Origin of the sequence: Alcaligenes pakistanensis, assembly GCF_014652815.1 — a bacterium.
Lineage (GTDB): Bacteria > Pseudomonadota > Gammaproteobacteria > Burkholderiales > Burkholderiaceae_B > Alcaligenes > Alcaligenes pakistanensis.
Genome location: NZ_BMZN01000001.1, coordinates 121,442 through 133,931, shown reverse-complemented (window position 1 = coordinate 133,931; position 12,490 = coordinate 121,442). Strand labels below are relative to the sequence as shown.

At 54.0% G+C, this 12,490-nt stretch carries 11 protein-coding genes; 4 read left to right on the top strand and 7 right to left on the bottom strand.

All coding sequences use genetic code 11. The features are described 5' to 3' along the window. Nucleotides 1-687: 687 nt before the first annotated feature. Complete coding sequence (gene pap, locus IE156_RS00610) at nucleotides 688-2,217, top strand: polyphosphate:AMP phosphotransferase (protein ID WP_189390565.1); 1,530 nt, start codon at nucleotides 688-690, stop codon at nucleotides 2,215-2,217. Between the two features lie 23 nt (nucleotides 2,218-2,240). On the opposite strand, the gene IE156_RS00605 is transcribed toward pap, so the two are convergent. The 5 genes from IE156_RS00605 to IE156_RS00585 form a co-directional block, all read right to left on the bottom strand. Beyond that, nucleotides 2,241-2,699 carry a hypothetical protein gene (locus IE156_RS00605; RefSeq protein ID WP_189390564.1) on the bottom strand — a complete coding sequence of 153 codons (459 nt, stop codon included), beginning with the start codon at nucleotides 2,697-2,699 and terminating at the stop codon, nucleotides 2,241-2,243. An 18-nt stretch (nucleotides 2,700-2,717) separates the two neighbouring features. Beyond that, nucleotides 2,718-3,920: a formate-dependent phosphoribosylglycinamide formyltransferase gene (purT, locus tag IE156_RS00600; protein WP_189390563.1), complete on the bottom strand. Its 1,203-nt coding sequence runs from the start codon at nucleotides 3,918-3,920 to the stop codon at nucleotides 2,718-2,720. 159 nt (nucleotides 3,921-4,079) lie between these two features. Then, a complete protein-coding gene (locus tag IE156_RS00595) occupies nucleotides 4,080-5,678 on the bottom strand; it encodes a multicopper oxidase family protein (RefSeq protein ID WP_189390562.1) in 1,599 nt (532 codons plus the stop codon). A gap of 99 nt (nucleotides 5,679-5,777) precedes the next feature. After that, nucleotides 5,778-6,131 (bottom strand): hypothetical protein, encoded by a 354-nt coding sequence (locus tag IE156_RS00590; protein ID WP_189390561.1) that lies wholly within the window; start codon nucleotides 6,129-6,131, stop codon nucleotides 5,778-5,780. A gap of 204 nt (nucleotides 6,132-6,335) precedes the next feature. Further along, nucleotides 6,336-7,403, bottom strand: coding sequence for a DNA-binding protein (locus tag IE156_RS00585; protein WP_189390560.1), 1,068 nt, complete (start codon nucleotides 7,401-7,403; stop codon nucleotides 6,336-6,338). 188 nt (nucleotides 7,404-7,591) lie between these two features. On the opposite strand from IE156_RS00585, the gene IE156_RS00580 reads away from it, so the two are divergent. Both IE156_RS00580 and IE156_RS00575 read left to right on the top strand, forming a co-directional pair. Then, nucleotides 7,592-8,791, top strand: a complete 1,200-nt coding sequence (locus IE156_RS00580; RefSeq protein WP_189390559.1) for a tyrosine-type recombinase/integrase — start codon at nucleotides 7,592-7,594, stop codon at nucleotides 8,789-8,791. Between the two features lie 242 nt (nucleotides 8,792-9,033). After that, on the top strand, nucleotides 9,034-9,474 hold the full coding sequence (locus IE156_RS00575; RefSeq protein WP_189390558.1) for a YtoQ family protein: 441 nt from the start codon (nucleotides 9,034-9,036) through the stop codon (nucleotides 9,472-9,474). 92 nt (nucleotides 9,475-9,566) lie between these two features. Here IE156_RS00575 and IE156_RS00570 read toward each other — a convergent pair whose 3' ends face one another. Further along, entirely contained in the window at nucleotides 9,567-11,975 is a 2,409-nt protein-coding gene (locus IE156_RS00570) for a heavy metal translocating P-type ATPase (RefSeq protein ID WP_373296473.1), read from the bottom strand. Here IE156_RS00570 and IE156_RS00565 point away from each other — a divergent pair. Next, complete coding sequence (locus IE156_RS00565; RefSeq protein ID WP_189391452.1) at nucleotides 11,974-12,144, top strand: hypothetical protein; 171 nt, start codon at nucleotides 11,974-11,976, stop codon at nucleotides 12,142-12,144. The two genes, IE156_RS00570 and IE156_RS00565, sit on opposite strands and share 2 nt — an antisense overlap. Nucleotides 12,145-12,165: 21 nt before the next feature. On the opposite strand, the gene IE156_RS00560 is transcribed toward IE156_RS00565, so the two are convergent. Then, a complete protein-coding gene (locus IE156_RS00560) occupies nucleotides 12,166-12,483 on the bottom strand; it encodes a DUF4148 domain-containing protein (RefSeq protein WP_189390556.1) in 318 nt (105 codons plus the stop codon). Between the last annotated feature and the right edge of the window lie 7 nt (nucleotides 12,484-12,490).

The following is a 12,490-nucleotide window of genomic DNA, read 5'->3' as shown; positions in this document are numbered from 1 at the left end:
TGGAACGATGTACTTGTGCATGGCCCTTTGCAGCAGGCAAGAAAAAAGCTGGCGGACCAGGTTTGCCAAAGGACCCGTGTCTGGCCAGGGTGAGGCGAAGCACGAATATGTGGGTATCACGGCGGGGTTCGAAGTCTATGGCACGTGTTATCTGCAGCTCAGCTAACAAGATGTGAGTGGTAGCGGTAAGAGGTTTGGTCTTCCGATTGATGGCTGTGCACTGGCTTGGTAGAGACCGATCGTGGTTTGTGTCTGGATTGAGCAGGGTGTCCGCGCGGGCTGGCAGTGCCGATTACTCATGCTGCTAGTAAGCCATAGGCGTCAGTGGCGGCCAGGGAGTGAAGGTACGCAAATTTGATATTGAGGGCCGCTCGCGTTTATATAGTCTGCAAAGCTGCGAGATTGCTCCCTAAGTCGGCTCTAAGGAAAGCTTTTCCGAGACATGGTGCATAGGAGAGGTTTAAGCATTTACGGCGCCAAAGTGTGGCCTGCTGTCCGTATTGATATAAACCGCATAATGTATATTATGTAAAGTCGGTTATGGATGCTTGAAATAGCTAGTCCACTGTAATGCTCCTTCTGGTTCTTCCCCTTCTTCTTTTTCACTGATTATTTTTGCTGTGAAGGTAGATCAGTGTTCTCTCGCATGGTTATAGTGGCAGGCAGTATGAACCGGAGCGAAACACCATGGGCCATGTATTACAGTTTGCCGAACGCGATCCTAGTTTGAGTGATGACCTGGCCAAGCAGCAGATTGATACGCTGCGTGAAGCGCTGCTCTCTAAACAGTACGAACGCCTGCAAAAAGCAGATCAAACCTTGCTGATTGTGGTGGCGGGTATGGACGGTGTGGGTAAAGGCACCGCCATCAATACCTTGAACTCCTGGTTGGACCCGCGCCATGTACACACTCTGGCTTTCGGGAAACTGAGCGAAGAAGAAGCCATGCGGCCTTTGATGTGGCGGTATTGGAACAGCTTGCCCGCTCGCGGTCAGACAGGTTTGGTGTTCGGTTCCTGGTATGCACCGCTGATGAAGGAGTTGGGTCGTAAAGAGCCCGATCCAGCCAAGATTGCTTTGTATACCCACTTGATCAACCGTTTTGAAGCCCAGCTGGCGTATCAAGGTGTGCAGGTTCTCAAGTTGTGGTTTCACCTTTCGGCTCAGGCTCAGTTGGATCGTTGCGCCACCTTGATGTCCGATCCTAATACGGCTTGGCGTGTCAGCAAGGCTGACCTGAAAGTTCATAAGCAATTCAACCGCTTGCGTAATGCTGCTACGCAAACCATCAACCTGACCCATCGGAACTACGCCCCTTGGGTGGTGATCCCCAGTGCCGATCAAAACCTGCGTGATGTGTCCTTGGCAAAAGTGGTGTTGCAGGCGATGGACAAGCCCATCGTCCCGCGTCAGGTTAAAGAGCTCCACGCTTTCCCGTTCCGTTTGAACGTACCCACAGCTTCGCTGTTGTCCCCTCCCCCGGAGGAGCCGGTACAGGACTACGACGCCGAGCTATTGCATTGGCAAGGCCGTTTGTCTTGCGCGGTACGCAGCAAAGCCTTCCGCAAGCATTCCTTAGTACTGGTGTTTGAGGGCCGTGATGCTGCAGGCAAAGGCGGCACCATTCGCCGTTTGACCGAAGCCCTGGACGTGCGCACTTACGACATCCACCCTATTTCTGCTCCTAATGCGGTGGAACTGGCCCGCCCTTACCTCTGGCGTTTTTGGCGTAAATTGCCACGCCTGGGTGAAATATCGATTTTTGATCGATCCTGGTATGGCCGTGTGTTGGTAGAGCGTGTGGAAAAACTGATCTCCCGTGCGGCTTGGCAACGCTCTTACGAGGAAATCAACGAGTTTGAGGCGCAGTTGTTGGCTAACGGCACCGCGGTGATCAAGTTTTGGCTGGATATTGATAAGGACGAGCAGCTCAAGCGTTTTAAGGCTCGCGAAGAAACACCCTTCAAGGCTTACAAGATTACGGAAGATGATTGGCGAAATCGGGACAAGTGGACGGCGTATCAGCGGGCGGCAGAAGAAATGTTCGCCCAGACCGATACTCATATGGCGCCCTGGCATATAGTGCCCAGCAAAGACAAAAAAGCGGCGCGTATTCAGGTGCTTCGCATCGTGGTGGAAACGTTGGAGTCTTTAGATGAGCACATGATTAGCCTGAATGAACCGGCCTTGTCGGATCAGTTTAGTGAGCAGGTATAGAACTACAGACTTTGACAGCTAAGCTATAAGTCCTGTCGCGCCGCCAGACTGACTATTTTGTGCCAGCGTTTGGCGTCTGCGACATTTGCCATCTGTATTTCCCAGCGTTGCGCGGGGTTACGCAATACCAGCGTCAATCCCCTGCCCTGCACTTCAACCGCTGCAATATCCGCAAAAATAAAGGCTCGTGTGCCCTGTCCGCTTTGAATTTGGCCGCGTTTTCGCAAGGCATTCAGACGGATGGAACCGTCGGGCAAGGCCAATTCCAGAATGCGTTGGCCTTGCTGCTTTTTACCGTGGATAGCTAGATAACGACGTCGCCACACAATAAAAGGAGCGAGCAGAATCGCGGCCGCTATCAAGAGACTTAAGATGGCGGCCACGACTCCTGCACTGGTGCTGACAAGGGTAAAGAGCTGCATGCCGCCATACACAAGTGCCGCAATAATTGCGATAAACAGCAGTACAACGATAATTGGCATGGTGAACAGCTCCTGGTATTAACGGGCTTGAACTTTAACCAGGGACGCGGCTTTCAGGGCGTTGGCACGCGCGGTTTCCAGATCCTTGTCTGCTGCCAGTGCGACACCCATACGGCGATTTTCAAAGCTTTCCGGTTTACCGAACAGACGGATATCGGTTTGGGGAATGCGCAATGCTTCTGCCACATTCAGGAAATCCACGTCTTTGGCGTCCACGCCACCGTAAATCACGGCGCTGGCACCTGGCATACGCAAGGCTGTATTCACAGGCAGACCCAGAATGGCACGTGCATGCAGTTCAAACTCAGACTGCCATTGGGTAGCCATGGTCACCATGCCCGTATCGTGTGGACGGGGGCTGACTTCACTGAACCAGACCTGATCACCCTTCACAAACAGTTCCACGCCAAAAAGGCCTTGGCCACCGAGGTTTTCGGTGACGGCTTGGGCGATGTCGCGTGCGCCTTGCAGCGCCTTGGGGCTCATGGGCTGGGGCTGCCAGCTTTCTACGTAGTCGCCATCGACTTGTTTATGGCCGATGGGGTCGCAAAACTGGGTTTCGATCTGGCCGTCTGCACCTAAGGCACGTACCGTCAGCAAAGTGATTTCATAGTCAAAGTCGATAAAGCCTTCAACAATGATGCGGCATTGGCTGACGCGGCCACCGGCCATCGCGTAGTCCCAGGCTTTAGCTACATCGTCGGGGCCACTGATCTTGCTTTGGCCTTTGCCAGAGCTGCTCATCAAGGGTTTAACGACGCAGGGGTAGCCGATTTTGTCATCAATAGCCGCTTGCAGTTCTTCCAGTGATTCGCAGAACTGGTAGGGGCTGGTTGGCACGCCTAGGGTTTCGGCAGCCAAACGGCGGATGCCTTCGCGGTCCATGGTCAAACGAGCCGCACGGGCAGTAGGAATGACACGGACTTTGCCCTGTGCTTCCAGCTCTTCCAGCACGCCGGTAGCAATGGCTTCAATCTCGGGTACGACCAGCGTAGGTTGTTCTTTTTCGATCAGGGCACGCAGTTGTTCGGGGTCACTCATGGTGATGGTGCGCGAATGATGGGCCACTTGCTGGCCAGGTGCGTTGTCATAGCGGTCCACCGCTATGGTTTCTACCCCCAGGCGTTGCAGCGCAATCAATACTTCTTTGCCCAGCTCTCCCGAGCCCAAGAGCATGATTTTGTCCGACGAGGACGATAAAGGGGTGCCCAACAGGCTCATGGCGCGTGCTCCGCTGAAAGTATGAAATTCAAAAACGGTATTGTAATGCAGGCAGCGTCGGGTTTTTTTGAAGCAGGATTGCTTTGTCCGCCCTGCTGGCACACAGGCTGGCAGGGCGGACTGGCTTCATAGTCTTAATTCAGATGATGGGGATGCAGCCTACTCCACCATCAGCTGCGCCATCATGCCCAGATCTTCATGTTCCAGGATGTGGCAGTGGAACATACGCAGCCCCGGCAATTCTTGGCGGAACGCCAGTCTGACCGTCTCATTGGGACGTAGATTGACCGTATCGCGCCAGGCGCGGAAGGGTTCCGGCTGCGATCGCATTCCGGTTTGACGTGCCAGTACCTGAAACTGCGTTCCGTGCAGATGGAACGGATGGTCCATATGGGAGTCGTTAATAACATCCCAATACTGCCATTCTCCGGTCGGACAGCGCAGGTCAATTCGGTCCATGTCGTAGACCTTGTTATTGATACGGAACATGGTGCGCATGGCCGCCATGCCTGGCATCGTTTGCCCATCGTTCATGGCGCCCATATCGTGTTGACTCATGGATGATGAGTCTGTGGAGCTGGCCCCCTGGGCTGACGGCATAGGCATGTCATGACTTATGGGCATGACTTCGCTGAACACGACTTTCGCGGTGCTGGAGCCAGCAGGAATAGCCGGGATGGCGCGTAACTGCTCAGGAAGATCTATATCTTGATGACGAATTTTTAATGCCGCCAGCGTCAAGGTTTCCGGGCTGTCTTGCACCATCATTTTTTGCCTGTCGTAATACAGAGCCTGCAGCGTGGTACTCAGATCTTTGTCGGCCTGGATAAAGAACTCCACCCGTTCAGCGGGTGCCAGCAGAATGGACGTTACTGCCGGGCGTACTTGCTCCAGAAGCCCGCCGTCGGTTCCCACTTGGAGCAGACGGGCTCCCGGAATATGCAGATTCAGATAGCGGGCTGAGCAGGAGTTCCACACACGGATGCGCTCTCCCGTACTGGTTTGGATATGTGGCTCACGCTGACCATTGAGCAGAACGAACTGCCCTTCCCTACCATTCATCCAGTCTGGTCCCGTGTTGGCGGGGATACGGCCGTTGATATCCAGCCGCAAATCGCTAATGGCCCAATGCTGTTCTGTGTATTGCTTCAATGGGTCTTGGGGAGAGCGAACAATAATGGTACCTCCCAGCCCATGCGCCACTTGTTCGCCACTTTTTCCATGGGGATGCGGGTGATACCAATAGGTGCCTGCGCACCCTTCGGGCAAAGTAAAGCGGTAATAGCGGCTTTGGCCGGGTAAAACGGGATCGTGCGGATTGCCGTCTTGATCTGAGGGAACCGGCAAACCATGCCAGTGAATGGTAGTGGCTTGATCAAGCTGGTTTTTAAATTCGATTTCAACCTGATCACCTTCATACAGCTCGATTAATGGCCCTGGGGCTTGTCCGTTATACAGCCACAGCTCGGTGCTTTTACCATCGGCCAGCACACGTTGGTGGGTGGAAGCGGTGATTTTGCCCTGGAACTGACCTTTTTGCTGACTACTGTTTTTAAGTACAGGTAGTGTCTGCAGGGCTTGGCCGGCCGGCATTTTCTTTAGCGTCATCAAGCCCTGACCCGCCATCATGTTGTGGCCTGGCATTGTTTCTGACATAGAGCCATGTCGGCCCATCATCCCTTGTGCCCAGACTCGCAACGGCAAGCTGCTCAAGAGGCTGGCACCCATAGTCAGTTTGAAAAAATCGCGTCGTTTCATGGTTTATCCATATTAATCATCAATAAAAATGCGTCGCTCATGCCAAATGAACAATGGTTTGGTTCTAGGAACCAAGGAGCGGCAATTAAAGCGAGATGATTAGTACGAGCGCGGAGGCGGCTGGGCAGGGCCAATCAACCGAGAGGCATAGCTTTGATGCAGGGGAACAGGAGGGAAGGCAGGTAACAAAGCGCCCGTCTCGGGTTTTGATGCCTCGACCGCCAGGCAAGCACAGCAGCCACTTTTAAGTGGCGTATTGCAATGCGTGGGCGCATGGTGATGTTCCAGCCCTGAAGAGGCTTGCTGGGTATGAGCCGCTGGATGATCGGTGTGTTGAGTGGCGGCGTGGGCCGCATTGCTCGTGCTCCAACCCATACTGGCAAACAAAACAATCAGGCCGACTAATACAAGCCAGCCTAGTGTTTTGCGGGGTGAAGATGGGACGCGCAGCATGGATAAAAGCTTAGCACGAGCTTTAGGTCTGTCGTTTGCGTAAAACACCCCGTTACACAGGATAAAAGTCCCGTCGCGAGACTCTGCGGAAGCATTGTGTCTTCCCGCTGCTGTTCATGCACCCTCCGCGCATTTTGCAAAACCCGCAGTGGTTTTGAAGCTCAATCAGATCTGTGTATTTGCCAAGGCGTGCGACGCGTGGCTCTATGGCTTCGGGTCATTCCTGATCAATTGCCGTTTCAAACGCACTGGCCGAGCTTGTTGGGCCTGAGCCTGCTCCAGTTCTTGATTAAGCTGCTGCGCCTTCCGCCGTGCTTCCTCATTTTCACGTTCCAGCAAGGCGCTGCGGGTGCGTAGCAATTGCAGTTGCCCTTGCATTTCCTTGGCCAAGCTGTGGCTGATATCCAAAGCCGCTTGCATGGCGCGACGCTCGCCCTGCTCCTGACCCAGTTCCTGGCGCAGTTTCAGCATTTGATCCTGCAGCTTGTTCTGTTCCTGCTCGTGAGCCTGTCGCTGTGCCTTGTTAGCTTGCTCGATTTCTTCAATTTGCTGACGCAAACGTGTTTGCATTGAGCGCTCTTTGTCGATTTCGAGCAAAGCACGGCGCTCATTGGCCTGTGCTCGTTCTTCGGTCAGTTCAATAGCCTTTTGTAAGCGCTCCAGATCCTGAGCGAACTGCTCGCCTTGCCGGCGTAACTCTTGCTGAGTTAGCTGCTTTTCTGTCTCCAGCTCGTTTTGCCGTTGTTTGGCATGGAGAAGGTCTTGTTTTAACGCGGCCTGCTCTTGCCCTGCTTCCTGCAGCTGATTGTTGAGCTGTTCTATATTTTCTTGTGCGCTCTTCAAAGCGCCCCGCCCTGCTTCCAGCGCTTGCTGTGCTTCCTGGGCGTTTTCCAATGCCAGGGCAACCCGTTCATCGGCCTGTGTTTGGTAATGCAGCATCTGCTGCTTGGAGTGGCCCATGGCTTCTTGCCAGATGCGGCCTAGCAGATCACCGGTCAGGGTTTGGAGCTCTTCAGGCATGTCCGCCATATCCAGCCGAACCCGGCTTTTATCGCGCAAATCTTCCCAAAATGTTTGTAGTGCCTGGGCGGGGGCGCTCATGCTGCCTTTGCGCACCAATTGGTACAGCTTATTGGCTGTAGGTGTGACGCCGTAGCGAAAAAACAGGAGCGCAGCCACTTCCTTGTACAAAGTTTGCGTGTGACTGAAGCGATCGCGCAATTCAGCGACATCGGCCAGGATTTGGCCTTCATTGGGCTGGTTTTGCTCCATTTTTACACCTTAGTTGATAATTTAGTTAATAATACAACGTAATATATAAAATTATCAACAAATCAAATTCTATAATTTGACATTATCTCTATAATGTCAAATATTGTTCTATAAATAGGGTGTATTGTGGCCGTCACGGTTCAAATGCCCTGCCCTGCTCTCAAAAGCCTTCGTTTTCTTGTATATCCATGGACATAGCCAAAACTTCGCTACTAACCGAGCTTGGGTCAGACGATATCGCTCAACTGTTGGCCCGTTTCGACGGGCGACAAGGAGCGAACCGCTCAGTGGGCGGTCGTGCTCAAATCGAGGCACAAACCGATATAGAGGCATTGCGAGCCTGGTTGGTGCGCTATATAGATAGCCCGCGCACCTATGCGAATTACCGTAAAGAAGCAGAACGCCTCTTGTTGTGGGCAGTGTTGGAGCGTCGTAAAGATCTGTCATCGTTAAGCCTGGAAGATTTCCTGGCCTATCGTCTGTTTTTGACTGACCCGCAGCCAGCACAACGCTGGGTGGTTCAGGGGCGCTCTCGCCCTCCACGGCACCATGCCGCTTGGCGTCCGTTTGCGGGGCCATTGTCAGAAAGTAGCCGAAACCAGGCCGTATTGATTTTGAATTCTCTGTTCAGCTGGTTGGTGCAAGCGGGGTATTTAGCGGGGAATCCTCTGGCTTTGTCGCATCAGGGCCGTCGTACCAGGAAGTCAGCCGCCCCCCAGCAACGCTATTTAAGCCGGCAGCAATGGCGGTGGGTGCAGGACTATATTCAATCCCTGCCGGAAGATAGCCAGACCGAGTTGCGTTATAAAGCGCGTGTCCGTTGGCTCTTTTCCATTTTGTATGGTGGGGCCTTACGAATTTCAGAGCTGGTCCAGGCCCGTATGGCCGATGTTCACGAACGAGCTGATGCTGGGGCGACCGCGCAATGGTGGCTGCATATCCATGGCAAGGGTGACAAATGGCGGCGTGTGCCCTTAACGCAAGAATTGTTCAGTGAGTTGCGGCGCTATAGAGAAGTGCACGGCCTAAATGGACTGCCCCAGGCGTTGGAGCCCTCCCCCCTATTGATGTCCGCCGGTGCGTCGGACAAGCATTTAAGTCGGGCGATGGCTCATGTGCTGGTCAAGCAGGTGTTTCAAGGCAGCGCAGATCGCTTACGGACTTTGCACCCGGACCAAGAGTCGCAAGCCCGTGTTCTGGAGCATGCTTCTGCCCACTGGTTGCGTCACTCGGCAGGCTCGCATCTGGCAGATCAAGGTGTGGATCTGCGCATCATCCGTGATACGTTAGGGCACGAATCCATCGCCACCACCAATATCTATTTGCATACCGACGATGATCATCGCCATCAGGCCTTGGAGCAGTCTCACAGCTTGGGCTGGTCCTAAGGTATCCGCCATGCGCAGCTTGTAGCTGCACCCATCGCTGACCAATAATGTGTGTCAAATAGATTGTCGATGTTCAGCCGCAGGTCAGATGCTCCGAGGCTCGGCATAGTTGATACCTGGTGAATAAGTGCTATAGCGTCTGCCTGCTGTTAGAGGCCGATCAATATGCTACTGTTGGGCGAGTTTGAATGCGCCGGGCGCCTGCAACAAAGGCGCCCGGCTTTTTCTTTATGGAGTGTTTAATGACTTACACCGTTTATCTGTCTGGCGAAATTCACACTGATTGGCGCGAGCAGATTGCCCAAGGTGCAAAGGCAGCGGGACTGAATATCCGTTTTACCAGCCCGGTGACCGACCATGACGCCAGTGATGCCGCCGGTGATCATTTGGGCCCGACAAGTGAAGGGTTCTGGCGTGACCACAAATCCTCCAAAATCAATGCCATTCGTACTCGGACCTTGATTGAGCAGGCGGATCTGGTGGTAGTACGTTTTGGGGAAAAATATAAGCAGTGGAATGCGGCCTTTGATGCTGGTTTCTGTGCCGCCTTGGGCAAGCCCTATGTGACCTTGCATGCCGAGGACATTATTCACCCCTTGAAAGAAGTAGATGCCAGCGCTCAAGCCTGGGCGACCACGCCGGAGCAGATCGTGGAGATTTTGCGTTACACGCTTAACGCCTAAACCCATTGGAATCCCTGGCTAAGCGCCAAGCCCCCGACTCCTGGACCCATCCAGATTTCGGGGGCTAAAACTATAGTCGTTCCAGATTTTGTTTAGTCCAGTTTGACGCGGCGTAAACGCAAGGCGTTGCTAACCACAAAGACACTGGACAAGGCCATGGCACCGGCCGCAAACATGGGCGAGAGTAAGGTACCGTTAAAGGGATACAGCAGACCAGCGGCTACCGGAATCAAGGCCACGTTATAGGCAAAGGCCCAGAACAGGTTTTGATGAATATTGCGCATGGTGGCGTGGGACAAGGCAATCGCCGTAACTACGCCCTGCATATCGCCAGACATCAAGACCACATCGGCCGCTTCAATGGCAATGTCGGTGCCTGTGCCAATCGCTATACCTACATCGGCCACCGCTAAAGCAGGTGCATCATTAATGCCATCGCCTACATAAGCCAGGTGCTGATGGGTTTCGCGCAAGGCTTGCACGGCCTGTACCTTACCTTCGGGCATGACCTCAGCCACAACTTCGTCAATGTTCAGACGGCGTGCGATGGCATTGGCTGTATGGCGGTTGTCGCCCGTAATCATCACCACTTTGATTCCACGAGCATGCAACTGCTCAATGGCGCGCGGAGTGGTTTCCTTGATAGGGTCAGCTACAGCCAGTAAAGCAATAACTTGCTGGTTGCGAGCCGCGTACATAGGCGTCTTACCCTCTTGTGCCAAGGTCTGAGCCTGCTCACTAAAGGCAGACAGGTCGGCACCGAGCTGAGTCATCAGGCGGTCTGCCCCTACATGCCACTGATCGCTACCAATGTGAGCCGTGACGCCCAAACCGGTCAAAGATTCAAATTGCTCGGCTTTAGGCAGAGTAATTTGTTTGTCCTTGGCGGCGTTGACAATAGCCTGTGCAATGGGGTGCTCGGAATAGTTTTCCAGGGCGGCAATGGCTGCCAAGGTCTGATCCTGGTTTTCGCCGGGAGCGCAAACAAAGTCCGTCAATTCCGGAGCGCCTTTGGTCAAAGTGCCGGTTTTATCGACAGCCACCACCTTTACATCGCGCAGTGCCTGCAACGAATCGCCTTTACGGAACAAGACACCGGCTTGCGCAGCCCTACCGGTACCCACCATGATGGAGGTCGGCGTTGCCAGACCCATGGCGCACGGGCAAGCAATAATCAAAACGGCAACGGCGTTGACCAGTGCAAAACTCAGGGCGGGCGATGGACCAAAAATCAGCCAGACAATTGCTGTTAACACGGCCAGCGTCATTACGGCCGGCACAAACCACAGGGTAATTTTGTCGACCACCGCCTGAATAGGCAGTTTGGAGCCTTGGGCCTGCTCAACCATAGAGACAATATTGGCCAATACCGTGTCCTGGCCCACAGCCGTTGCTTCAAATTCCAGCGAACCCTTTTGGTTTACCGTGCCGCCAATAATCTTGTCGCCTTGGGATTTGGAGACCGCAATGGATTCGCCCGTCACCATAGACTCATCGACATAGCTTTGGCCGGCCACGACATCACCATCGACGGGGATACGCTCGCCAGGACGGACCAGGACGATATCGCCCGTGTGCAGCTCGGACAAAGGCAGTTCGATTTCCTGACCGTCGCGGCGAACGCGAGCGGTAGGCGGTTGCAAACTGAGCAGGCGTTGGATCGCTTCAGAAGTGCGGCCCTTGGCACGCGCTTCCATCACTCGACCCAATAGGATCAGCGCCACAATAACGGCGGCCGCCTCAAAGTACACATAGACTGATTCAGCAGGTAGCCATTGCGGCGCAAAGGTGGCTACTAAGGAGAATGTGTAGGCGGCCAAGGTACCCACTGCAACCAGCGAGTTCATGTCAGGCGCACCGCGCAACAAAACAGGAGTGCCTTTGGTATAGAACTCGCGACCAGGGAAAAACAGAACCACCGTGGTCAGCACGAACTGGATCAGCCAGCTGTTCTGAGTGCCAATCGTGCTGGCGACCCAGTGATGGAAGGCGGGTACCATGTGGCCACCCATCTCCAGAATGAAGACGGGCAAGGCAAAAATCGTGGCCAGCCAGAAACGCTTGCGCAAGGTTTCGTAAGTTTGCTCGGCACGTTCAAACTGATCCGTGCTGGACGATGCTTCGGCCAGACTGGCGGGGTAACCGGCTTTGGCAACGGCCTGGATCAGCTCGGGGGTGCTTACGCCTTGCACCGCTTGAATATGTGCCTTGGCGGTAGCCAAATTGACCGCGGCCTTTTGCACACCGGGCACTTTCAGCAAGGCTTTTTCCACACGACCTACGCAGGAGGCGCAGGTCATGTCTTGCACATCTAAAACGATGTCTTGCAAGGAAATTGTGTAACCACCCTTTTCCACTGCCTGCATAATGGCTTCGATTGGGGCTGCCCCCTCGAAATCCACCGTGGCCTTGTTGGTGGCCAGATTTACCTGGGCGGACTGCACTCCAGGAACCTTGGCAATAATTTTTTCTACCCGGCTGACGCAAGAGGCGCAAGTCATGCCCTCTACGCCCAAGCTAAGGCGTGAACCGCTGTTTGACGTGCTTGTTGTCATCGAAATCACCCTTCAATGGATCGTGAATGAAACCACTTTAGGGCTTGACCCGATGGTAAGGTCAACACATGTTAAAAAAAACGCCTCCGAAGAGGCGTTTTTAAGTGGCGAGTGAGGCCGCTACTACGTAACAAGCTTAGTAAGCAACAAAATTACCGTTGTTGTTATTCCAGTCTTTAGCTTCGGCAGCAACCTGATCACGGCTCAGCTGAGTGCTGGTGTCAACGCGTGGGTAGTCGCCCATGGAGCCGGTGCTGATGTAGCCTTGCTCTTGAGCAGCAGCCAGTTCTTGCGCCACTTGCTGACGGCTCAAAGGAGCGTCGGTCGACTGAATGTTAGGGTAGGTCAGGTTTTCGCCAGTGGCGACGTTGCTGGTGGCTGCCATGGCAGTGCCGCTCAGGGCGGTTGCACCAAGAATCAGGCTGGCGATAGTTGCGCGTGCGATGTTTTTCATTATTTAC